Source organism: Pseudarthrobacter sp. SORGH_AS 212 (assembly GCF_030818145.1).
Lineage (GTDB): Bacteria > Actinomycetota > Actinomycetes > Actinomycetales > Micrococcaceae > Arthrobacter.
This window is the reverse complement of the sequence record NZ_JAUTAA010000001.1, coordinates 4,203,564-4,225,432: the sequence shown is the minus strand read 5'-3', so window position 1 is coordinate 4,225,432 and position 21,869 is coordinate 4,203,564. Positions and strand designations below refer to the sequence as shown.

Below are 21,869 nucleotides of genomic sequence, written 5' to 3'. Positions count from 1 at the left end.
CGGACCCGGCGGGCGGGGGAGGCCTTCCCGCCGGCGGTGCCATGCGGGTCATGGGCGCAGAAACCGAATATGGGATCCACGCTCCGACAGCGCCCACGGCCAATGCCACCATGATGAGTGCCCGGGTGGTCCAGGCGTACGCCCAGGTCACCCGGCAGCGCGCAGCGGGCGGAGCGGAAACCCGCTGGGATTACACGGACGAGGAACCGCTGCATGACGCCCGCGGGTGGACCGTGGACCGGGAGTCGGCCCATCCCAGCCAGCTCACTGACCAGCCGCCCGTTCTTGACGCCGAAGCGGTGGCGTTGGCCTACGGACGGGAAGACCTGGACCTCGACGGCCAGGACGAGTCAGGGTCCCTCCTGATGAACATGGTCCTCGGGAACGGGGCACGCCTCTACGTGGACCATGCCCATCCCGAGTATTCCAGCCCAGAGGTCACGAACCCCCGGGACGCCGTGGCCTGGGACGCTGCGGGGGACCTCGTGGCCTTGGCCGCGGTCCGCCGGCTCGCGGCAGACCCGGACCTGCCTCCCGTGAATCTTTACAAGAACAACACTGACAACAAGTCAGTGTCCTACGGTTCCCACGAGAACTACCTCATGCCACGTTCGGTTCCCTTCTCCGACATTGTCCGCGGACTGACGCCCTTCTTCGTCAGCCGCCAGGCCGTGTGCGGCGCCGGACGCCTGGGCATTGGCCAGGACAGTTCGACGGCGGGTTACCAGATCAGCCAGCGCGCGGACTTCTTCGAAGCCGAAGTAGGGCTGGAGACAACCATCCGCAGGCCGATCATCAACACCCGGGATGAACCGCACGCCACGGCGGACAAGTACCGCCGGCTCCACGTGATCATTGGCGACGCCAACCTCAGCCAGGTCTCCAACTATCTCAAGTTCGGAACCACTGCCATGGTGCTGAGCCTCATCGAGGCCGGGCTGGCACCGAAGGTCGAAGTCCACGAACCCGTGCGGGCCCTGCAGGCAGTCAGCCATGACACCTCCCTGACTGCCACGGTGCGCCTGGTGGACGGCCGGCGGGTCACCGCCCTCGACCTGCAGTGGATGTACCACGAGGCGGCGGCCAAGCTGGCCCAGGACACCGGTGTCGGCGACGCCGTGGACGGTGACGGCCATACCCACGAGGTCCTTGAACGCTGGGCTGAAGTCCTCACTCAGCTGGACAGCAACCGGGCGGCCGCGGCGTCCTCGGTGGAATGGCTTGCCAAGCTGTCGCTCCTGGACGGCTACCGTCAGCGTGATGGCCTGGACTGGGATGACGCCCGGCTGGGATTGGTGGATCTCCAGTGGGCCGACATCCGCCCGGAGAAGGGCCTCTACTACCGGGTCCTGGCACGAAACCGGATGCAACGCGTGGTGGAGGACGCCGCAATCTCGGCAGCTGTGGGGCAACCGCCCGCTGACACCCGGGCGTTCTTCCGCGGCAAATGCATCAGCAGCTTCGGCAAAGACGTAGTGGGCGCCAGCTGGGACTCCGTCATCTTCGATGTTCCTGGCTACGGACGGCTGCAGCGGGTGCCCACCCGCGAGCCCCTTCGCGGTACAAAGGCCCTGACGGGGGCCCTGTTTGAGCGCTACCGCGAGGCCGGTCCGTTCCTCGGTGAACTGCTGGGACACAACACCGCTCCGCCTGCGGCGTAAACCGCACGGGACGCCCCGGGGCGTGGCAGGATGGGCATATATTGGTGGATCGGCCGGATCCGCCGGCAACAAAAGGGAAGGGATAGCAATGGCAGGCCAGGAGCAGCAGCAGCCGCAATCACGCGACAGCCAGGTCGACGAAGACATTCCCGAGGCACCGCCCGCACCCCCGGAGGCGCAGGCCTCGGCATCGACCGAAGGCGTGGACGACCTGCTCGACGAAATCGACGGCGTCCTTGAATCGAACGCCGAGGAATTCGTCCGGGCTTTCGTCCAAAAGGGCGGCCAGTAACCCGGACCCGGATGATGGCGGAAGCCGCGGACGGCCGGAATCTGTACCGACGTTGAACACCACGTTTTAGGAGTGCATGAGTGCAGGAATCAACCGCCAACAAGGTAGCCGCGAACGCCACCTCGTCATTCACCGAACACCTTCAGCGCGACCGGCCGGAGCTTCTGCCGTTCAACCGCTCAGGGCAGGGCGGCGCAACGGCCGCCGCCCCGCTCCAGGTGCCCCATGCCACCACCATCGTGGCCATGAGCTACAACGGCGGCGTGTTGATGGCAGGGGACCGGCGGGCCACCATGGGCAACGTCATTGCCAGCAGGCACATCGAGAAAGTGTTTCCGGCTGACCGGTACTCCGTCCTGGGCATCGCCGGCACCGCGGGCATCGCCATTGACCTGACGCGGCTGTTCCAGGTGGAACTGGAACATTACGAAAAAATCGAAGGGACCCTCCTCAGCCTTGAAGGCAAGGCAAACAGGCTGGGGGCGATGATCCGCGGGAACCTTCCCCTGGCCCTTCAGGGTTTGGCTGTAGTACCCCTTTTCGCCGGCTTCGATACCAGCGCCGGTGTCGGCAGGCTGTTCTCGTACGACGTGACCGGCGGCCGGTACGAAGAACACGAACATCACACGGTGGGTTCCGGGTCGGTCTTCGCCCGTGGAGCCCTCAAAAAACTTTGGCGCCCCAACCTCTCCGCAGAGGAAGCCGTCTCCGTTGCCATCGAGGCGCTGTTTGACGCCGCAGATGACGACTCCGCCACAGGAGGCCCGGATACCGTGCGCAGGCTCTGGCCTGTGGTGTACACGGTGGACAACACCGGCACCCGCCGCGTGGCGGATGAACAACTCGCCGCTGCCTCACTGAGCGTCATCGAGGCCCGCACCATTGCCGGACGGGAGGCCTGATATGACGCAGCAGTTCTATGTCTCTCCCGAACAGCTGATGAAGGACCGTGCGGACTTCGCACGGAAGGGCATCGCGCGGGGAAAGTCAGTGGTGGTGATCAGCTGCGAAGACGGTATCGCCCTGGTAGCTGAAAACCCCTCTCCCTCACTCCACAAAATCGGTGAGATCTACGACAAGATCGCCTTCGCCGCCGTCGGCAAATACAACGAGTTCGAAAGCCTGCGCCAGGCCGGAGTGCGCTATGCGGATGTCCGCGGCTACTCGTACGACCGCGAGGATGTCACCGCCCGCGGACTTGCCAGCGTGTACGCCCAAAGCCTTGGCGCCGTGTTTACGGCCGAACAGAAGCCGTTCGAAGTGGAACTGGCCGTGGCCGAGGTAGGTGCCACGCAGGCTGAGGACCACCTTTACCGCCTGACGTTCGACGGCTCCATCGCCGACGAACACAGCTTCGTGGTGATGGGCGGCCAGGCAGACCGCGTCGCCTCAGCCATTGACCAGGGCTGGCGGGCGTCACTGGGGTTCCCGGACGCCGTCCGCCTCGCCCTCAACGGCCTCGCTCCCGCACCCGAGGCCGAAGAAACCGCCAAGCCCGTCCCGGCACGCGCGATTGAAGTGGCGGTCCTTGACCGGCACTCGGAGGAAGTCCGCGGCGCCCGCCGTGCCTTCCGCAGGCTCAACGACGCAGACATCACTGCATTGCTGGCGTAGGAGGAGAGATGGACAAGAGAATCTTCGGCATCGAAACAGAATTCGGAATCTCGTATTCAAGCCCCGATTCGAGGCCTCTTGCCCCGGAGGAGGTAGCCCGCTACCTGTTCCGCAAGGTTGTGAGCTGGGGCCGTTCGTCCAACGTATTCCTCACGAACGGTTCCCGGCTCTACCTGGACGTCGGATCCCACCCCGAGTACGCCACTGCCGAGTGCGACGATCTTGCCCAGCTCATCGCACACGACCGGGCCGGCGAACTCATTTTGGACGACCTCGTAGACGAAGCCCAGGCACGCCTCGCCGCCGAGGGCTTCAATGGCACTGTCTACCTGTTCAAGAACAACACCGACTCCGCCGGAAATTCCTACGGCAGCCACGAGAACTACCTGATTCCGAGGCGGGGTGAGTTCTCCCGGCTCGCCGAAATCCTGATCCCGTTCCTCGTCACCCGCCAGCTCATCGCCGGGGCCGGCAAGATCCTCAAGACACCGCACGGGGCAACCTACGCTTTTTCCCAGCGGGCGGACCACATCTGGGAAGGCGTATCCTCCGCCACCACCAGGTCGCGCCCCATCATCAACACCCGGGACGAGCCGCACGCCGATGCCGAGTTCTACCGCCGGTTGCACGTCATCGTGGGCGATTCCAACATGTCGGAGACCACCGCCCTGATGAAGGTGGGCACTGTCGACCTGGTCCTGCGGATGATCGAGGCCGGCGTCATCATGCGGGACATGCGGATGGAAAACCCCATCCGCAGCATCCGCGAAATCTCCCACGACCTCAGTGGCCGCGCGCTGGTCAGGCTGGCCAACGGCCGTCAACTGACTGCACTGGAAATCCAGCAGGAGTATCTGACGAAGGTCACCGCCTTCGTGCGGGAACATGGTGCCCACAACCCCCACGTACCGCTGATCCTCGACTTGTGGGAACGCACCCTCAAGGCCATCGAAAGCGGAGACACACGCAGCATCGACACCGAAATTGACTGGGCCATCAAGAAAAAGCTCATGGACAGCTACCGCGAACGCCACGGGCTGGGCCTGGATGCGCCGCGAATTGCCCAGCTGGACCTCACCTACCACGACATCTCGCGGAGCCGGGGCCTGTACTATTTGCTGCAGTCCCGCGGAGCCGTCCGCCGCCTGGTGGACGACACCGTCATCAAGGACGCCGTGGACGCACCGCCGCAGACCACCCGGGCCAAACTCCGCGGCGACTTTGTCCGCCGGGCCCAGGAACTGGGACGTGACTACACGGTGGACTGGGTCCATCTGAAGCTCAACGACCGTGCCCACCAGACCATCCTGTGCAAGGACCCGTTCAGGAGCGTGGACGACCGGGTTGATGCCCTCCTGGACTCTATGGGCTGACACCCAGCTTCACGGGCTATTCTGGATAAGGCCCTTTTAACGGGCCCGCAGCGATGCTGTCCGCTGCCATGCGGAACATCGCGTCCACCCTGCCCCGACGAAAGTTCTTTACGTGCGCCGTCTACTAGCAATCCTCCTGCCCGGCCTGCTGCTGCTCACCGCCTGCGGAGGCTCGACCGCCGAGCCGGAACCCACCAGCCAGTCCGCTGGCGACACTGCCAAGTTCGACACCCTTAAGCTGACCGACAACGGGGACAAAAAAGCCCCGGGCGTGGACTTCCCCAAACCGTTCGAAGTGGCTGAGCCCACGGTCAAGGTTGTCGCTGAGGGAACCGGTGACACCGTGAAGGCAAACCAGATCGCCAACATCTCGGTCCTCGCCCTCAACGGTGCAGACGGCTCCACACTGGAAGACACCTTCCCCAGCGAGCCCGAACCCCTCGAACTCAACGACGACCTCAAAACCAACAGCGCCGTCATTTACAACGCGTTCGTGGGCGCGAAGGTCGGCTCCAGCATTGCACTGGCCGTGCCGGGACAGAAGAGTGCCCCCGCGGCCAGCCCCAGCCCGTCAACCGGAGCCACCCCGGCGCCGAGCACCCCGGCCAGCCCCACCCAGCTGCTGATCATCAAGGTGCTCTCCGCCGCTGACGCGACTCCCGCACTGGACAAGCCCCAGGGCGAAACCGTCACCCCGCCGGCAGGCCTGCCCACCGTGACGGAAAAAGACGGCAAACCGGAAATCAACGTTGAAGGCGCAACAGCCCCCACCGCACTGGTCTCCCAGGACCTCATCAAGGGCACCGGGGCGACCGTCAAGGAGACTGACACCCTGACCGTCAACTACGTGGGCGTCAACCTGGTGGGCGGCACCAAGTTCGACTCCAGCTTCGACCGCGGCGAACCGGCCAGCTTTGGGCTGAACCAGGTCATTGAAGGCTGGACCCAGGGCCTCGCCGGCAAGACGGTGGGCTCCCGGGTCCTCCTGGTGATCCCCAAGGACCTGGCCTACGGTGACGCCGGACAAGGCGAAGCCAAGGGCGATCTTGTCTTCGTAGTGGACATCCTCGGCGCCAAGTAGCCACACTTACAGACGGGCCGCGGCCAGTCCGCGGAATTAACACCAGCATCTTCACAGCACAGATCAAAGGAGCAAGCATGTCATTTGGACAGCGGGAGTTCGACCGCACTAAGCCTGAAATCGACTTCCCCCAGGGCGATGTCCCCACCGAACTCGTGATCACCGACCTCATCGAGGGTGACGGCCGCGAAGCCAAAGCCGGCGACACCGTCTCCACCCATTACGTGGGCGTTGCCTGGTCCACCGGCGAAGAGTTTGACGCCTCCTGGGGCCGCGGCGCGCCGCTGGACTTCCGCGTCGGCGTCGGCCAGGTCATCCAGGGATGGGACCAGGGCCTGCTGGGCATGAAAGTGGGCGGCCGCCGCCGCCTCGAAATCCCCTCGGAACTGGCCTATGGCTCCCGTGGCGCCGGTGGGGCGATTGCCCCCAACGAGGCCCTGATCTTCGTCGTGGACCTGGTCGGAGTCCGCTAGACCGGGCCGGAGACGCACGGCGCAGCTCCGCCGTCTGAAGCGCGGCAGCACGCAGGACATCAGTCCCGCGGGCTGCCGCGCTTTCTGCGTTCGGGCACGGACTTTAGTAACGTACACAGGGTGTCCCTATCCCGAACTGAGCGCCTCCTGAACCTCCTGATCGCCTTGCTCAACACCCGTTACGGGCTTCGCCGCAGCGAACTGAGGCAGAAGGTCTACCACGACGAGTCCGGTAACGACGTCGCATTTGGCCGGATGTTCGAACGGGACAAGAATGATTTGCGCCAGTTCGGCTTCGACGTTGAAACCCTGACGGACCTTGGCTGGAGCGAGGACGACCCCGCCACCACCCGCTACCGGATCGGTAAGGAATCCAACCGGCTTCCCGACGTCGAGCTCGGTCCGGAAGAGTGGACAGTCCTGCTGCTGGCATCCCAGCTCTGGGAACGCGCAGCCCTCGGCACCGCTGCCCAGAGCGCGCTCCGCAAGCTCCAGGCGTCCGGGCGGATGGCCGACGTCGAACTTCCCTCGGGCGTCCAGCCCCGCATCAGGCCGGCAGGCCAGGCATTCGACGACCTCGTGGCGGCCATGCACTCCCGGCACGCCGTGACCTTCCCCTACCTGGCCGGCACCACCGGCAGGGAAGAAGTCCGCACCGTTGAACCGTGGGGCCTGGGGAGCCGCTTCGGGCAGTGGTACCTGATGGGGTATGACCGGGCACGGCAGGAGCCCCGGCACTTCCGCCTATCGCGTTTCACGGGTCCCGTCACGACGCTCCCGAAAGAGTCCTTCGAGCCGCCTGCCGACTTCAACATCCGGCTGGAGCTTGCCCGCCTGCCGGAACTGCCGCTCCGCACCGCCGTCGTGGATGTCCGGAAAGGACGCCTGCTGGCGCTGAGGGGCCGGGCAAAGGACGCCGGAGCCGAACAGGAGCCCGCCGCCCGGGCAGCTGCCGAAGGCCACGAACGCCTTAGCCTTGACTTCCGCGACCCGGAAGTCCTGGCCGAGGAGCTTGCGTCCTACGGTCCCGACGCGCTGCCGGTCGCCCCCGCTGAACTGGTCCGGGCCGTGGAGCGCAGGTTGCGAGCCGCAGCCGCGTTCAGTGCCGCACCTGCCCCTGAGTATGCTTTCCCGGCCGCCCCCGTACGCAAGGTGCGCAAAGGCACCTCGGAGGACCAGCTCAAACGCATGCTCCAGCTGGTCCCGTTCCTGGTCCACAACCAGGGCCTGCACATCCAGGACGTCGCTGAGCACTTCGGGGTGAGCCGCGGTGAACTCGAGGATGACCTGCGGATCCTCATCTGTTCGGGCCTGCCCGAGGGCTACCCCGATGACCTGCTGGACATCCAGTGGGAAGACGACCATGTCTTCATCACCCAGGACCTGGACCTGAAGAAGCCGGTTCGCTTCACCGTGGAGGAAGCTTGCGCGCTCCTCACCGGCCTCGAAACGCTGAACGGGCTGCCGGACGTCGCCGAAGGGGGTGCCCTGGAATCGGTGACGCTGAAGCTGCTGGCGGCGGCAGGGGAGGAGGGCCTGCGCGCCGCTTCCCTGTCCGGCCCGGAAGTTGCACCCGGCGACGCAACAACCCACGCAACGGTGAGGGAGGCCATCGCCTCGCGTGCACAACTCCATCTCACGTACCTGTCGCCGCAGCGGGACGCCGTGTCCGAGCGCGACGTCGACCCGCTCCGGCTCTATTCGCTGGATAACACCTGGTATTTCGAGGCGTTCTGCCACCGGGTCAACGGGTTGCGGAACTTCCGGCTGGACCGGGTGCAGGATGTCCACCCGAACGGGAACCGCGTGGCAGGGAACAGGACGCCCGCGGAGGGTGTACCGGCCAAGCTCTTTACGCCGAACGACGACGACACAACGGTCACCGTGCAGCTCACCAGGCAGGGCCGGGGCCTGGCGGAGGATTACTACGCGGACCGCACGGCGGACCTTCCCGACGGCGGACTCGTGGCGGAGATACGGTTCGGAAGCACCGGCTGGCTGCCAATGTTCGTGGCCCAGCACGGGGGAGCGGTCCGGATCCTCGAACCTTCCGGGCTTGCTGACACGGCCCGGGACTGGCTGGAAGCCGCCCTGGCAAGGTACGGCGGCTAGACTTCTCAGCATGCCTTGGTGGTTCTGGATCCTGTTATGGGTGGCGTTGGTTGCCGTGTCACTCCTCTTCTATTTTGTGCTGGGCGTTCGCCTGTTCCGTAAGTTCATGGCCACGGTCAAGGACCTGGGTGCCGCCGGCGACAAGTTGGGCCACGTTGGCCCGCTCCACGGGGCTGATCTCCAGGATCGACAGGACAGCATGGGCCGTCCGGCCGCGGGCTCTGCCGTTTTTGCCTCGCCAGCCGACATGCGACATGATTACGAGGCATCCAAGTCCTCCCGCCGGGAAGAACGCCGCCTTCGGCGAGTGCAGCGCAAGAAGGACCGGGGCCAGCCGCAGGCTCTCACAGATCTCGACTTCACATAGAAGTAGGATGTTTTTAGAGGAAAGGATTTCCCATGGGAAGACTCTTTGATGGCCCCTGGCCCATCGTCATTATCATCGTCGTTGCACTGCTTCTCTTTGCCGCGCCCAAGCTCCCTGCCATGGCGCGCAGCCTTGGCCAGTCCATGCGGATCATCAAGTCCGAGGTCAAGGAAATGAAGAACGACGGCAAAACCGAGTCCACCGACGCCTCCGGCCCGGTGGAGGGAACCATCGTGAACCACCCCAAGGCGAAGCCGGGAGAGCCGACCGACGGCACTGACGTTCCGCCGTCGAACCGCGCCTAAACCCCAGTGGCACTGAAGCGGGCCCGTAAAGCCAACCCCGAGGGGCGGATGTCCCTCTGGGACCACCTCAAGGAGCTGAAGAACCGGCTCATCAAGTCGGCGATCGGTGTCGTCATCGGGGGCATCGGCGGCTGGATACTTTACGATCCGCTGCTGAAGGCCCTGGCAGAGCCCGTCAACCGCATTTCCGATCAGACCGGCGGGCTCGCCGCCATCAACTTCGGCAGCATCGCGTCGCCGTTCGACTTCAAGCTCCAGATGTCGCTCCTCATCGGCGTGGTCATCTCCAGCCCCATCTGGATCTACCAGCTGTGGGCTTTCATCACCCCGGGCCTGACGTCGAAGGAGCGCCGCTACACGCTGGGCTACATGGCTGCGGCGGTTCCGCTGTTCCTTGCCGGGATCTGGGCCGGTTGGCTGGTGGTACCCCAGGTGGTCCATGCGCTGACACAGTTCACACCCGAAGGCTCATCCAGCGTCATTGACGCGCGGACCTACATCGAGTTCGTTACGCGCATGGTCCTGGTCCTGGGTATAGCTTTCCTGGTGCCCGTCGTACTGGTGGGCGTCAACATGGCCGGCATCCTGTCCGGACGCACCATCCTCAAAGCCTGGCGCATCACAGTCTTCCTGGTCTTCGTGCTGGCGGCCATCGCGGCGCCCGGCGCCGATGCCATTTCCATGTTCATGCTCGCGGGGCCATTGCTGGTGCTGTTCTTCGCAGCGATCGGCGTCTGCCTCATGAACGACAAACGCCGTGCGCGCCGCGAGTCGAAGGCAGCTGCCGAAACGGAAGCCACCGCAGACGTCGCAACCCCCAGCAGTGAACTGGGGAACCTCTAAGCTCCCATTAGGCTTGGTGTATGTCCTCCAATACCGGGCCGTTCTCCACAGGCCCAACCACCAGCGGACCGTTCTCGCCGGGGCCGGGTGACGATGTCGAAGAACCCTCACCCGCCGAAAGGTACCGGGCCAGCGCGGAGCGGCGCGCGGAGGCCGCCACGGACCTCGGTGCCTTCATCCAGACCCTCGACTTCGAACTCGACGACTTCCAGCGGCAGGCGTGCCGGTCCCTTGAAGGGGGCAAGGGCGTCCTGGTGGCCGCTCCGACGGGTGCAGGTAAGACCATCGTCGGGGAATTCGCCATCTACCTGGCACTCAAGCGTGGCCTCAAGGCCTTTTACACCACCCCCATCAAAGCGCTCAGCAACCAGAAATTCAGCGAACTCGGCGAGAAGTACGGGGCCGAAAATGTCGGCCTGCTGACCGGCGACACCAGCATCAACGGCGAGGCTCCCGTGGTGGTCATGACCACCGAAGTCCTCCGCAACATGCTCTACGCCGATTCCGCCACCCTGGACGACCTGGGGTACGTCGTCATGGACGAAGTGCACTACCTGGCCGACAGGTTCCGCGGCGCCGTGTGGGAAGAAGTCATCATCCACCTGCCAAGCGAGGTGCAAGTGGTATCCCTCAGCGCCACGGTCTCCAACGCTGAGGAGTTCGGGGCCTGGCTGGACACTGTCCGCGGTGACACGGACATCATCGTCTCGGAACACCGGCCGGTTCCCCTCTGGCAACACGTCATGGTGGGCCGGCGGATCATGGACCTGTTCGCCGGGGAAACCACCTTCGACGAAATCGCCCCTGCGGTCGATGCTGCTGAGGATGAACAGCCCCAAGACGTCAGCGGCAAAAACCGGAACAAAGACACGAACCGCGGCTTCGACGTCAACCCGGAACTCCTGACCGTGGCCCGCAACGAAGGTCAACAGGGTTTCCGGAGCCGGCCCGGCCGCGTGCAGCGCGGCCGGCGGGGCAACGACCGGCCGGCGCGCCCTGCCGAACAAACGGGCGTGCGGCGGGCCAGCCGTCCCCAGGTCATCGCCAGCCTGGACCGGATGGACCTGCTGCCCGCCATCACGTTCATCTTTTCCAGGGCCGGCTGCGACGCCGCAGTGGCCCAGTGTGTTGCTTCCGGTTTGTGGCTGACCACCGAAAAGGAACAGCGGATCATCGCCGAACGCGTCGATGAGGCCGGCCACGACATTCCGCCGGATGACCTCGACGTCCTCGGTTTCTGGAGCTGGCGCGACGGGTTGCTCCGCGGATTCGCCGCCCATCACGCCGGGATGCTGCCCACCTTCAAGGAAGTGGTGGAGAAGCTCTTCGCCGACGGAATGGTCAAGGCCGTCTTCGCCACGGAGACCCTTGCCTTGGGCGTGAACATGCCGGCCCGGTCGGTGGTGCTGGAAAAGCTCGACAAGTTCAACGGCGAAGCCCACGTGGACATCACCGCCGGCGAGTACACGCAGCTCACTGGACGCGCGGGCCGGCGCGGCATCGACGTCGAGGGCCACGCCGTGGTCCTGTGGCAGCCGGGTGGGGACCCGACAGCGGTGGCCGGCCTGGCCTCCAGGCGCACTTACCCGCTCAATTCCAGTTTCCGTCCCACGTACAACATGAGCATCAACCTCCTGGCCCAGTTCGGCCGCGCCCGGGCCCGGGAAATCCTCGAGTCCTCATTCGCACAGTTCCAGGCGGACCGGTCCGTGGTGGGCCTGGCCAGGCAGGTGCGCAGCCGTGAGGAGTCCCTTGCGGGCTTCGCCAAATCCATGACCTGCCACCTGGGTGACTTCACTGAATACGCACGGCTGCGCCGCGAACTATCGGACGTGGAAAACGCTGCGTCGCGCACCACAACCCGCGCACGCAAGTCCATGAGCGACGACTCCCTGGCCCGCCTCATGCCCGGTGATGTGGTCGATGTTCCCGGCGGCCGGGCACCCGGACCGGCCATCGTGCTCAGCTCGGACCACAGCAGCAGGGAACCGAGGCCCGCTGTGCTGACCCTCGATAACCAGCTGCGCAGGATCGGCACGGACGACCTGGAGGGCCCCATCGCGCCCGTTACCCGGATCCGCATCCCCAAGTCCTTCAATGCCAAGGTCCCCAAGTCGCGCCGCGATCTTGCGTCCTCGGCCAGGAACGCCTTGCGCGAGAACCGGCCGCCCGCGCCGGGCCACAACCGCAACAACGATTTTGGGCTTGCCACTGCGCTGCCGGACCAGGAGAAGCGCATTGCCGATCTCCGGCGTGCCCTGCGCGCCCACCCGTGCCACGGGTGCAGCGAACGGGAAGACCACGCCCGCTGGTCCGAGCGCTGGTGGAAGCTGCGTCGCGAAACGGACAACCTGGTACGCCAGATCCAGGGGCGGACCAATACCATTGCCAAGACTTTTGACCGGGTGTGCGACGTCCTGTCCGCCTACGGCTACCTCGACGCCTCAACTGACGGGCGGCTGGCCATCAGTCCGGACGGGCAGCGGCTCCGGCGGATCTATGGAGAGAAGGACCTCCTGATTTCCCAGTCGCTCCGCCTTGGCGCCTTCGGCGACCTCGACGCCGTCGAGGTTGCCGCCCTGGCCAGCGTGCTCGTGTACCAGGCAAAGCGCGAGGACCGCGGATTGCGCCCCCGGATGCCCAGCGTCTCCCTGGAAACGTCAGTGGACATCGTAGTCCGGGAATGGTCCGCGCTTGAGGACGTCGAAGAAGCGAACAAGCTGCCGCTTACTGGTGAGCCCGAACTCGGCCTGGTGTGGCCCGTCTACAAGTGGGCCCGTGGGCGCCACCTGCAGGATGTGCTGAGCGGCACCGACCTCGCCGCCGGAGACTTCGTCCGCTGGGTCAAGCAGGTGGTGGACCTGCTGGACCAGATCGCCAAGATTCCAGGCCTCGAACCACGGCTCGCCCGGCTGTGCGGCGAGGCAATCAACCTGATCCGCCGCGGCGTCGTGGCCTATTCATCTGTCCAGTAAACGTACCGCCTGCCCCATGGTGCCGGGACTGTTCCGGCACGCCCCTATGCGAGGAGCCTTTCGCCAATGACCACGTCCGGTCCAGAGTCCAATTCCCGTTCCAAGGCAGTGCTCTACCGCAACGGATCCGTCTACACCGCGGCCGATCCGTTCGCCACGGCCATGTTGGTGGACGGCGATACCGTGGCTTGGGTGGGGTCCGAGCAGGCGGCGTCCTCCATTGCTGATTCAACGATGGACATCATCGACCTGCGGGGCGCCCTTGTCACGCCGGGGTTTGTGGATTCACATGCGCACCTTACGGAAACCGGCATAGCCCTCGGCTCCCTGAAGCTTGCATCCGTGAACTCCGCCCGGGAACTGCTGGACGCCGTTGCTTCGGCCAGCGGCAGCGGGCCCGTCCTGGGTCATGGCTGGGACGAGACGCAATGGACCGACGCGACGTTGCCCACCGCTGACGAACTGGACCGGGCGGCCGGCGGCCGGTCCGTTTACCTGTCGCGCGTGGACGTCCACTCTGCGCTGGTCTCGGGTGCCCTGGCACGGGAGCCTGGCCTGCAGGACGCAGAGGGGTACGACGGCGGTGCGAGAGTCTCGCGCGCGGCCCATGCGGCTGCCAGGCGGTCCGCGCGCCGCTTACCCGCCGACGTCCTTCGCGGATACCAGGCGAAGGCCCTGGCAGAGGCGGCAGCGAATGGCTACGTGGCCCTGGCCGAGATGGGCGCCCCGCACATTGGTGGCGCGGATGACTTGCGTCTTGCGGCCGCGTGGAACACCGAGGGTTCCGGAAGGCCTGCACAACCGGAAATCCTGCCCTACTGGGGCGAGTTGGCCGCAACCGAGGAACAGGCACGCAGCCTTGTTTCGCAGTTTGGCTTCGATATCCGCGGCTTGGCAGGTGACCTGAACATTGATGGTTCGATCGGTTCACGCACCGCAGCCCTGCGCACCGGCTACAGTGACGCCCCCGAGGAGCGTGGCAGCCTGTACCTGGGCGTTCAGGAAGCTGCGGCGCACCTGGCAGCCTGCTCGCTGGCCGGCATCCAGGGCGGGTTCCATGTCATAGGCGACGCAGGCCTGGATACGGCACTCGCTGCGCTGGACCTGGCGGCGGAACAGGTAGGGGAGCAGCGCGTGCGCGCGGCAGGCCACCGCTTTGAACATGTGGAAATGACGGACGCCGATGCGGTAGCCCGGCTTGCCAAATATTCGGTGACCGTCAGCGCCCAGCCGGCATTCGATGCAGCGTGGGGCGGATCAGGCGGCCTGTATGGCCAGCGCCTGGGGGACCGGAGCGGGTCCATGAACCAGTTCGCTGCCCTGTACTCCGCAGGTGTGCCCGTATGCTTCGGCAGTGACAGCCCGGTGACTCCGCTCCGCCCCTGGTCGAGCGTGCGTGCATGCCTGGAACACCACAACGACGGTCAGCGCATCTCCGCCCGGGCCGCGTTCCTGGGGCATACCCGAGCCGGCTGGCGGGCCGCCAAGTACTCCGACCCCATGGCCGGACAGCTGGTACCGGGAGCGCCGGCAAGCTTTGCCGTGTGGGAGGTCGAAGAGCTGATGGTCCAGGTGGCCGACGGCCGCGTCCAGTCCTGGAGCACCGATCCCCGGGCGCGCACACCGCTGCTGCCCGCCCTGGACACCGGATCCGACCCCGCCTGCCTGCAGACGGTGCGGAACGGCGTCGAACTGTTCGCAAGCCCGGCCTTGCGATCCTGACCCAGCCACCCGTCCTATACTTGGTAGTTGCGCCAACAGGCAGCTTGCTTGCCGGCCGGTGCACCGACCGCTCCCACCAGGAAAGGCCCTCTGTGCGCGTCCTTACGATCATCCCCACCTACAACGAACTGGAATCGCTGCCCAAGACGCTCCAGCGCCTTCGGACCGCCGTGCCGGCGTCGGATGTGCTGGTAGTGGATGACAACAGCCCCGATGGCACCGGCCAGCTGGCCGACGCCAAAGCGGCCGAAGATTCCCAGGTCCACGTCCTGCACCGAAAGGGCAAGGAAGGACTCGGCGCCGCCTACATCGCCGGGTTCAAGTGGGGACTCGACGCCGGCTACGACGTGCTTGTGGAGATGGACGCCGACGGCTCCCACCAGCCCGAACAGCTTCCCCAGCTGCTTGAGGCCGTGGAGCAGGGCGCAGACCTGGCCATGGGGTCGCGCTGGGTTCCCGGCGGGAGCGTGGTCAACTGGCCGCTGTACCGCCAGGCCATTTCACGGGTGGGCAGCACGTACGCCCGCCTGATGCTGGGCCTGAAGATCAAGGACGTCACCGGCGGCTACCGCGCCTTCCGCAGGTCCACCCTCGAGAAGCTCAACCTGGACCAGGTGGATTCCGTGGGCTACGGTTTCCAGGTGGACCTGGCCTGGCGCGTGGCGCGGATGGGCCTGCGCATCGAGGAACGCCCCATCACGTTCGTGGAACGTGAACTGGGCGCTTCGAAGATGAGCGGCAATATCGTTGTCGAGGCCATGATCAACGTCACCAAATGGGGCCTGGCCGCCCGCTGGAACACCCTCACCCGCAAGGCCACGGCGAAGCGGTAGATTCCGGCCACCTGCAACAGAAAAGGAACTGCCCCGGCACCATGTGCCGGGGCAGTTCCTTTACGTTGTGGCTGGCGGAGCCTAGGCCGAGCGGCGCTCTCCGCGGCGTTCGCGCAGGATGGTCAGCCGGTCTTCCAGGATCTGTTCCAGCTCCGGCAGGGAGCGGCGTTCCAGGAGCATGTCCCAGTGCGTGCGCACTGCTTTGTCATTGCTGGTATCGGGGCGTTCGCCGTCGACCAGCAGCGCTTCCTTGCCGGTCTTGGAAACCCACACCGGCGGGATCTCTGCTTCGGAGGAGAAAGTGACGAAGACCTGCTCGCCGTCCTCGCAACGGTATTCGACACGCTGGCGCGGAGCCGGCTCGACGCCTGACTCTGTCTCCATGCTCTGCGCGCCAAGGCGCATACCCCGCAGGCTGCGATCGCTCATGATTTCTCCCTCTGGTCGGTTCGCGGAATGGAAACCCGCGCTAGCCGGCAGCGTCGAGACGCCGCCGGACTACTGTGTGCTCTGTGCTGCATCATAAGATTCAACGCATTCCGAAGCTTTGTTGTTCCAGCGGAACAATACCTGCCGGACAAATACCCCATTATACGGGCTGCAGACACATGGGTCCAAAACAAGGGAAGGAACCCGCGAAGGCTCCTCCCCTTGCCGATAGGGCTGTGATGCCCCTGAACTGATCAGGGCTCAGATGTCTTGGCCGCTGTTTGGTCGAACAGGCCGCCCGCCGTTGCGGGGTCCGGGTTGGTTCCGCCCAAGGCGCTCCCGATGCCCTTGAGCGCCTCGCCAACTTCACTGGGGATGATCCACAGCTTGTTGGACGTGCCTTCTGCCAGCTTCGGCAGGGTCTGGAGGTACTGGTAAGCCAGAAGCTTCTGGTCCGGGTTGCCCTTATGGATTGCATCGAAGACCTTCTGGATGGCCTGGGACTCACCATCCGCCCGGAGGATGGCCGCCTTGGCCTCACCTTCGGCCTTGAGGATGGCGGCCTGACGCTGCCCTTCAGCGGTCAGGATTGCTGACTGCTTGGTGCCTTCAGCCGTGAGGATGGCCGCCCGGCGGTCGCGCTCGGCGCGCATCTGCTTTTCCATGGAGTCCTGGATGGAGTGCGGCGGATCGATGGCCTTGAGTTCCACCCGGGAAACCCTGATGCCCCAACGGCCGGTGGCCTCGTCCAGCACGCCCCGGAGCTGTCCGTTGATCTGGTCGCGGGAGGTCAGCGCCTCCTCCAGGTTGAGTCCGCCCACGACGTTACGCAGGGTGGTGGTGGTGAGCTGTTCCACAGCCTGGATGTAGTTGGCGATCTCGTAGGTGGCAGCCCGTGCGTCCGTGACCTGGAAGTAGACCACTGTGTCGATGCTGACCACGAGGTTGTCCTCGGTGATAACCGGCTGGGGAGGGAACGAGACGACCTGTTCGCGGAGGTCCAGCAGGGGCAGGAGGCGGTCCACGAACGGAATGAGGATGGTGAGCCCCGGGTTGAGCGTCCGCTGGTACTTGCCCAGGCGCTCCACGACACCCGCCCGGGCCTGCGGAACGATGCGGACCGACCGCACCAGGACGATGATCACAAAGATGATCAGTACTACCAGCACGACGGCCAAGGCGGCACTGCCTGCGTTATCCATACATTTCCTTCTTCCCCAATTGATAAAGCTGTGTCAGGTACGGTCTTCGGCCGGAGGCGGCGCCGACACTACGGCGGTGGCGCCGTCAATGGCTGCGACGACCACCATCTGCCCGGCAGAGAGGATGCCGGCCGCGGAGCGTGCGCTCCAGATGTCGCCGCCAATCTTCACCAGGCCGCCATCCGATGTCACCGCCTCCATGACTACGGCATGCTCACCGATGAGGCGGTCCACATTTGTCCGCTGCTCGGCGGGGCCCTTCTTCAGGTGGGACAGGGCAACGGGCCGGACGAAGGCGACCATGAGCAAGGAGACAATGCAGAAGATGACGATCTGCAGCCACGGGTCTGCGCCGGCGAAATCGGACACCAGGGCAGCCAGTGCACCGCCGCCCAGCATGATGAAGAACAGGTCGAGGGTGATCATTTCGACCACCGCGAACGCTAGGAATGCGGTCAGCCACACGGCCCACCAGTTTTCACCCAACCACTCGAACACTGTGTTCCCCCTTCGTTACAAGGTCCTGACGCGGACCTTTGAGTAACTGTGACTTCCATCCTAGTCGGGCACCACAGGCGGGGTGCTGGCCCGGAGCGGAAGACCGGGGATAGTGGCCAAGTCGTTACAGGCGGCTCTTTGGCCGGTACACCAGCACCCTGAACTTCGCGTCAGCTGCCAAGGGCTCGGGGCTGCTGTCCAAGCGGTCTGCGATGGCGTCGCGGCCCTGGTGGTGCCCGGCGGGTCCCATGAAGGCCAGGTCGGCGGCTTCCCGGCGGGTGAGGGACAGCGGAATATCGACGTCGGTAGCCGACTCTGCGTCAAAGTGCTCCGCCATGGCGGAGGCCAGGCGGGAGTCCTTGCCTTCCTCGATCCCCAGCATGCCCGTCAGCGCGGCAAGGGTGGACAGGTGCCCGGCCCGTGGTGTGACAACCACAAGGCGGCCGTGCGGCCGGAGGACGCGGGCGAACTCCGCCGGGTTCCTCGGGGCGAAAATGACCGTCACCGCGTCCACCGACCCATCGGCCAGGGGAATGCGCTTCCACACGTCCCAGACGAGGTTGACGGCCTCCGGGTTGAGCCGCGCCGCCCGCCGCAGGGCAAACTTCGAGATGTCGAGCCCCACAGCGTTCACCGTCCGGCCCTGCGCCGCTGCAGCGTCCAGGACCGCCCTCAGATAGTGGCCGGTACCTGTACCGGCATCCAGGACGGCTGCATGTTCGCTGGACAGGCAAGGTACGACGGCGGCTGCCACCTCGCGTGCCAGCGGTGCGTAGTGTCCCGTTCCAAGGAAGGTGCAACGGGCGTCGGCCATCGCAGCCGTGTCCGCCTCAAAGGATGTGCCCTTGCCCACCAGCATGTTGAAGTATCCCTGCCGTGCCGCGTCGAAGCTGTGCCCGGAACCGCACGCCATTCGGGCAGGTCCCGAGGCGCGGGTATCGGCCGCCGCCAACGGCTTCAAACAGAGGGGGCATAGCAGCGGCAGGTCATTGGGAAGGGGCATGGCCTCTATCTTAAGCGGCTAGGGCACACTGATTCCGGCAGGGCCGTCATCGAAGCCCAGTCCCTCCCTTGCCTTGCCGGTCCCCGGCTCGGCCCAGTGGGCAGCGTACTCGGCGTTGCTGCACAGCGATCGGAGCTGCGCCCGGTCCACGTAGAGGATCCCGTTCAGGTGGTCCGTCTCATGCTGGACAATGCGTGCCTGCCAGCCGGAGAACTCACGCCGCTCCGCGCCGCCGTCGGGCCTGACGAAGTCCAGCAGCACCGCCTGGGGGCGTGAAACCACCGCCTGCAGGCCATTGAGGGAAAGGCAGCCCTCGTAGAAGGCGGCGCGGTCCGGACCCGCGGGGGTGTAGGCGGGGTTCAGGATGGCCAGGAATTCGAGCGGCGCACGCTTGCGGATGGCAGCGGCCTCGTGGTCAACGTCGTACTGGTCCTCCAGGACGGCCAGTTGCAGGGGAATACCGAGCTGCGGCGCTGCCAGTCCCACACCCGGAGCCTCATGCATGACCTGCCGCATGAGCTCAACAAGCCTGGCCAACTGGTCGGGGGATATTTGGCCGTCGAAGGGAGCCGCCTTCTGCCGCAGCGCCGGGTGGCCAGCCTGCACGATCGGCGGGAGGGTTCCGGCAGACAGGATGCGCTCCACAGTCTCGCGGATCTGCTCGGCGGTGAGTGCCGTGGCTGGTGCGGAGAGGGTCATGGTGAAAGCCTAACGGCCGGTCCGGGGGACTCCGGTCCTCCGCTAAGGTCTATTCCATGGCTGACGAAACCATTGTGCCTGGCGCGCCCGCTGCACCTGTTGAACCCGCTGCACCTGTTGAGCCTGTTGAACCCGCGGCGTCCTCCGGCCCGGTGGACCGCGTCCTCGAGTTCATCCGGATCCTGGAAGCCGGCGGGGGAGCGGCCGAGATCAGGCCCTACCTGGCTGATACGTTCACGCTCGTGGAGGCACCCCACCTGCTGGCGCCCGGGGGTTCTACCCGCAACCTCGCGGACGTGTTGGCAGGCGCCGACCAAAGTTCGCAGGTGGTGGCCAACCAGGAGTTCATCATCAGGAGGACAACCTGCGAAGGCGGACGCGTGGCTGTCGAAGCTGACTGGTCCGCAACCGTGCTGATGGACATCCGCTACTGGGACCGCGGTGAGACTATCCGGGCGCGGACCTCGTCGGTCTTCGAAGTCCGTGACGGGCTGATCGTCAGCCAGGACAGCTACGACTGCTACTTCCGCTGAGACCGGTTGCGTCGAACTCCTGCTGCATGGTGAACCGCCCGGCCACCCACTGGTTGATGGCAGGGGATGCAGCGGCCGCGCCGATCACGGTGTTCCGCAATGCAAGGACCCGGGCGGGCAGCGGCCGGCCCAGCAGCATATTGATTTCGGCCTGCCGCCGCGCCCGCAGGGCTGCCCGGCTGCGGCCCCGCTCGTAATCGCGGAAGGCCTCCGGGGCGTGCCTGCCCGTGACTGTCTGGACGATCAGCGGGGCCAGGGCGTGGGCGTCGAGCCATCCCAGGTTCATCCCTTGCCCACCGATGGGGCTGATTTCGTGGGCGGCGTCCCCCACCAGGATCACGCGTCCGGCCACGGTCCTGCGGGCCACCGATGATCTGACGCTGAAGGCGCTGAGCATCGTATTGGTGGCGGGCACCGGGTGGATGCCGGTCCGGTCCGCTACGAGCCGGGCCAGTTCTTCCGGGGTTGCCCCTCCGGCGGGTTGTCCCAGCCGGACCACCCAGCGCCGGGCGGCGCCCGGCAGCGGAAACGACTCGACGATGCCTGCGCTCTCGAGGAAGAGCACGGCCCGGTCACCAAATTCCGGGTGGTCCGCGAAGTCACCCATCAGATAGTGGTCGGGGTAGGTTTTCCGCCGGACCGGGACGCCGAGCAGGTCCCTGACCGTGGACCGTGGACCGTCCGCGCCGACCACTATCGACGCCCGGAATGTACTGCTCCCTTGCGCGGCACCCCCGGCGGGCGTTGCCGACACACTGGCGCTGCCGCCGTCGTACGCTACCTCTCGTACCTCCATCCCACTGACCAGCGCGCAGCTGTCGAGGGCGTGCACCTGTTCTTCCAGCAGCTGCTCGGTCCGGTACTGCGGCAGCGAAAGGACGAACGGAAATGCTTCCGATACTCCGGCGAACGGCATGCGGCCCACGGTCCGGCCACGGCTGACCGCCATCCCGGAATGGATGGGGACGCCCTCGGCCACCATCCGGCGGGCGATGCCCAGCTGGTCCAGTGCGGCGAGGGCCGGCGGGTGGATGCCAATGGCCCGGGAATGATGGTTCCTGGCGGATCTCTGTTCCAGGACACGGACGGTAATTCCTTGCCGGAGGAGGACGGCGGCCAGGTACAGGCCCACCGGCCCGCCCCCGACGATGACCACATCAGCATTCATGGCCGCCTGCGCAGTGCCAGCACCTGGTGGAAGGCTGCACCGGGTTCCACGGTCCAGCCCGGGGGAGCGAGGGCGGACAGCTCCGCGGCCGTATAGCTGCGCCGAATCGAGGTCAGCCCGTCTTCCCGGATGAAGGAGTTCTGAAGGGGGAGGGTGGCTACCCCGAAAAGGGCGAAGGCCACCGGACTGCGGCGCAGGTCGTTGTGCAGGGCTTTCTTCCGGGCAAGCACGTCCGAGTGGGCCAGCAGGTCGGTGAATTCTTCCGTTCCGAGATGGTGCAGGACGTGGTTGGAGATAACGACGTCGAACACGGCACCTTCGCTGACCAGCTCGGCACTGTGCGCCTGCCGGAAGTCCACGCCGCTGGTCGGCGGCCGGTTGCGGGCGAAGGCAGCCGCGCGCGGATCCGGGTCGATGCCCGTGATCCTGACGGCAAGCCCATCCAGGGCGGCCCAGCGGGCGAGCATGACGGCGAGGTCGCCGCCGCCGGACCCGATGTCAAGGATGCTGGCCGGTCCGGCTGACAGGACAGGACGCAGTTCTGCGACGTACAGCCGCCTCCAGCCGGACACGATCCTGTTGACCAGGCCGAACTGGCGGTAGGTGTTCTCCAGCTTCCGCGCATCGCAGTCCGGCAGGTCCATCTGTTCCAGCTCGCCTGCCGCACGCTCGGGCCAGATGCGCAC

Annotated in this window: 22 protein-coding genes; 15 read left to right on the top strand and 7 right to left on the bottom strand. The window is 65.8% G+C overall.

The window, feature by feature from the left end:
- Nucleotides 1-41: 41 nt before the first annotated feature.
- The 14 genes from dop (at nucleotide 42) to QE394_RS19355 (ending at nucleotide 15,651) form a co-directional block, all read left to right on the top strand.
- The gene (gene dop, locus QE394_RS19420) at nucleotides 42-1,661 is read left to right on the top strand and encodes a depupylase/deamidase Dop (protein WP_261620372.1); all 1,620 of its coding nucleotides are present in this window, start codon (nucleotides 42-44) and stop codon (nucleotides 1,659-1,661) included.
- 88 nt (nucleotides 1,662-1,749) lie between these two features.
- Nucleotides 1,750-1,953, top strand: a complete 204-nt coding sequence (locus QE394_RS19415) for a ubiquitin-like protein Pup (RefSeq protein WP_015937113.1) — start codon at nucleotides 1,750-1,752, stop codon at nucleotides 1,951-1,953.
- Between the two features lie 80 nt (nucleotides 1,954-2,033).
- Nucleotides 2,034-2,855, top strand: a complete 822-nt coding sequence (prcB, locus tag QE394_RS19410; protein ID WP_056079204.1) for a proteasome subunit beta — start codon at nucleotides 2,034-2,036, stop codon at nucleotides 2,853-2,855.
- Between the two features lies 1 nt (nucleotide 2,856).
- Nucleotides 2,857-3,567 carry a proteasome subunit alpha gene (gene prcA, locus QE394_RS19405; protein WP_091720267.1) on the top strand — a complete coding sequence of 237 codons (711 nt, stop codon included), beginning with the start codon at nucleotides 2,857-2,859 and terminating at the stop codon, nucleotides 3,565-3,567.
- 8 nt (nucleotides 3,568-3,575) lie between these two features.
- Nucleotides 3,576-4,940 (top strand): Pup--protein ligase, encoded by a 1,365-nt coding sequence (pafA, locus tag QE394_RS19400; RefSeq protein ID WP_056079210.1) that lies wholly within the window; start codon nucleotides 3,576-3,578, stop codon nucleotides 4,938-4,940.
- Nucleotides 4,941-5,052: 112 nt separating this feature from the next.
- Nucleotides 5,053-6,021 carry an FKBP-type peptidyl-prolyl cis-trans isomerase gene (locus tag QE394_RS19395; protein ID WP_349035298.1) on the top strand — a complete coding sequence of 323 codons (969 nt, stop codon included), beginning with the start codon at nucleotides 5,053-5,055 and terminating at the stop codon, nucleotides 6,019-6,021.
- Nucleotides 6,022-6,098: 77 nt separating this feature from the next.
- Entirely contained in the window at nucleotides 6,099-6,494 is a 396-nt protein-coding gene (locus tag QE394_RS19390) for an FKBP-type peptidyl-prolyl cis-trans isomerase (protein ID WP_056079214.1), read from the top strand.
- 120 nt (nucleotides 6,495-6,614) lie between these two features.
- Entirely contained in the window at nucleotides 6,615-8,606 is a 1,992-nt protein-coding gene (locus tag QE394_RS19385; RefSeq protein ID WP_056079217.1) for a WYL domain-containing protein, read from the top strand.
- A gap of 10 nt (nucleotides 8,607-8,616) precedes the next feature.
- Nucleotides 8,617-8,973, top strand: a complete 357-nt coding sequence (locus QE394_RS19380) for a hypothetical protein (RefSeq protein ID WP_056079220.1) — start codon at nucleotides 8,617-8,619, stop codon at nucleotides 8,971-8,973.
- Nucleotides 8,974-9,005: 32 nt separating this feature from the next.
- Complete coding sequence (gene tatA / locus QE394_RS19375; RefSeq protein WP_045731378.1) at nucleotides 9,006-9,278, top strand: Sec-independent protein translocase subunit TatA; 273 nt, start codon at nucleotides 9,006-9,008, stop codon at nucleotides 9,276-9,278.
- A gap of 48 nt (nucleotides 9,279-9,326) precedes the next feature.
- The gene (gene tatC, locus QE394_RS19370; RefSeq protein WP_056079223.1) at nucleotides 9,327-10,121 is read left to right on the top strand and encodes a twin-arginine translocase subunit TatC; all 795 of its coding nucleotides are present in this window, start codon (nucleotides 9,327-9,329) and stop codon (nucleotides 10,119-10,121) included.
- A gap of 20 nt (nucleotides 10,122-10,141) precedes the next feature.
- Nucleotides 10,142-13,096: a DEAD/DEAH box helicase gene (locus QE394_RS19365; RefSeq protein WP_349035297.1), complete on the top strand. Its 2,955-nt coding sequence runs from the start codon at nucleotides 10,142-10,144 to the stop codon at nucleotides 13,094-13,096.
- Nucleotides 13,097-13,162: 66 nt separating this feature from the next.
- A complete protein-coding gene (locus tag QE394_RS19360; protein WP_349035296.1) occupies nucleotides 13,163-14,818 on the top strand; it encodes an amidohydrolase family protein in 1,656 nt (551 codons plus the stop codon).
- Between the two features lie 92 nt (nucleotides 14,819-14,910).
- Nucleotides 14,911-15,651 (top strand): polyprenol monophosphomannose synthase, encoded by a 741-nt coding sequence (locus QE394_RS19355; RefSeq protein WP_349035295.1) that lies wholly within the window; start codon nucleotides 14,911-14,913, stop codon nucleotides 15,649-15,651.
- 81 nt (nucleotides 15,652-15,732) lie between these two features.
- Here the strand turns inward: QE394_RS19355 and QE394_RS19350 are convergent, their stop codons facing one another.
- From QE394_RS19350 to QE394_RS19330, 5 genes are all read right to left on the bottom strand, one after another.
- Nucleotides 15,733-16,080, bottom strand: coding sequence for an RNA polymerase-binding protein RbpA (locus QE394_RS19350; protein WP_013600997.1), 348 nt, complete (start codon nucleotides 16,078-16,080; stop codon nucleotides 15,733-15,735).
- Between the two features lie 254 nt (nucleotides 16,081-16,334).
- The gene (locus tag QE394_RS19345) at nucleotides 16,335-17,282 is read right to left on the bottom strand and encodes an SPFH domain-containing protein (RefSeq protein WP_261621180.1); all 948 of its coding nucleotides are present in this window, start codon (nucleotides 17,280-17,282) and stop codon (nucleotides 16,335-16,337) included.
- 33 nt (nucleotides 17,283-17,315) lie between these two features.
- Complete coding sequence (locus QE394_RS19340) at nucleotides 17,316-17,780, bottom strand: NfeD family protein (RefSeq protein ID WP_056079241.1); 465 nt, start codon at nucleotides 17,778-17,780, stop codon at nucleotides 17,316-17,318.
- Nucleotides 17,781-17,904: 124 nt separating this feature from the next.
- The gene (locus QE394_RS19335; protein ID WP_349035294.1) at nucleotides 17,905-18,783 is read right to left on the bottom strand and encodes a methyltransferase domain-containing protein; all 879 of its coding nucleotides are present in this window, start codon (nucleotides 18,781-18,783) and stop codon (nucleotides 17,905-17,907) included.
- 18 nt (nucleotides 18,784-18,801) lie between these two features.
- A complete protein-coding gene (locus QE394_RS19330) occupies nucleotides 18,802-19,482 on the bottom strand; it encodes a peptide deformylase (protein WP_349035293.1) in 681 nt (226 codons plus the stop codon).
- A 56-nt stretch (nucleotides 19,483-19,538) separates the two neighbouring features.
- On the opposite strand from QE394_RS19330, the gene QE394_RS19325 reads away from it, so the two are divergent.
- The gene (locus tag QE394_RS19325; protein WP_349035292.1) at nucleotides 19,539-20,015 is read left to right on the top strand and encodes a nuclear transport factor 2 family protein; all 477 of its coding nucleotides are present in this window, start codon (nucleotides 19,539-19,541) and stop codon (nucleotides 20,013-20,015) included.
- On the opposite strand, the gene QE394_RS19320 is transcribed toward QE394_RS19325, so the two are convergent.
- Nucleotides 19,981-21,183, bottom strand: coding sequence for an NAD(P)/FAD-dependent oxidoreductase (locus QE394_RS19320; RefSeq protein ID WP_349035291.1), 1,203 nt, complete (start codon nucleotides 21,181-21,183; stop codon nucleotides 19,981-19,983). The genes QE394_RS19325 and QE394_RS19320 overlap by 35 nt on opposite strands.
- A complete protein-coding gene (locus tag QE394_RS19315) occupies nucleotides 21,180-21,869 on the bottom strand; it encodes a class I SAM-dependent methyltransferase (protein WP_082497377.1) in 690 nt (229 codons plus the stop codon). Before QE394_RS19315 ends, QE394_RS19320 begins: the two co-directional genes overlap by 4 nt.

Excerpts from the sequence above, each read along its gene's own strand:
- QE394_RS19350 (WP_013600997.1), bottom strand. The coding sequence starts at position 16,080 with ATGAGCGATCGCAGCCTGCGGGGTATGCGCCTTGGCGCGCAGAGCATG.
- QE394_RS19325 (WP_349035292.1), top strand. The coding sequence starts at position 19,539 with ATGGCTGACGAAACCATTGTGCCTGGCGCGCCCGCTGCACCTGTTGAA.
- pafA (WP_056079210.1), top strand. The coding sequence starts at position 3,576 with ATGGACAAGAGAATCTTCGGCATCGAAACAGAATTCGGAATCTCGTAT.
- QE394_RS19365 (WP_349035297.1), top strand. The coding sequence starts at position 10,142 with ATGTCCTCCAATACCGGGCCGTTCTCCACAGGCCCAACCACCAGCGGA.
- QE394_RS19335 (WP_349035294.1), bottom strand. The coding sequence starts at position 18,783 with ATGCCCCTTCCCAATGACCTGCCGCTGCTATGCCCCCTCTGTTTGAAG.
- QE394_RS19415 (WP_015937113.1), top strand. The coding sequence starts at position 1,750 with ATGGCAGGCCAGGAGCAGCAGCAGCCGCAATCACGCGACAGCCAGGTC.
- QE394_RS19360 (WP_349035296.1), top strand. The coding sequence starts at position 13,163 with ATGACCACGTCCGGTCCAGAGTCCAATTCCCGTTCCAAGGCAGTGCTC.
- dop (WP_261620372.1), top strand. The coding sequence starts at position 42 with ATGCGGGTCATGGGCGCAGAAACCGAATATGGGATCCACGCTCCGACA.
- prcA (WP_091720267.1), top strand. The coding sequence starts at position 2,857 with ATGACGCAGCAGTTCTATGTCTCTCCCGAACAGCTGATGAAGGACCGT.
- QE394_RS19390 (WP_056079214.1), top strand. The coding sequence starts at position 6,099 with ATGTCATTTGGACAGCGGGAGTTCGACCGCACTAAGCCTGAAATCGAC.
- tatA (WP_045731378.1), top strand. The coding sequence starts at position 9,006 with ATGGGAAGACTCTTTGATGGCCCCTGGCCCATCGTCATTATCATCGTC.
- QE394_RS19380 (WP_056079220.1), top strand. The coding sequence starts at position 8,617 with ATGCCTTGGTGGTTCTGGATCCTGTTATGGGTGGCGTTGGTTGCCGTG.
- QE394_RS19345 (WP_261621180.1), bottom strand. The coding sequence starts at position 17,282 with ATGGATAACGCAGGCAGTGCCGCCTTGGCCGTCGTGCTGGTAGTACTG.
- tatC (WP_056079223.1), top strand. The coding sequence starts at position 9,327 with ATGTCCCTCTGGGACCACCTCAAGGAGCTGAAGAACCGGCTCATCAAG.
- QE394_RS19320 (WP_349035291.1), bottom strand. The coding sequence starts at position 21,183 with ATGAATGCTGATGTGGTCATCGTCGGGGGCGGGCCGGTGGGCCTGTAC.
- QE394_RS19330 (WP_349035293.1), bottom strand. The coding sequence starts at position 19,482 with ATGACCCTCTCCGCACCAGCCACGGCACTCACCGCCGAGCAGATCCGC.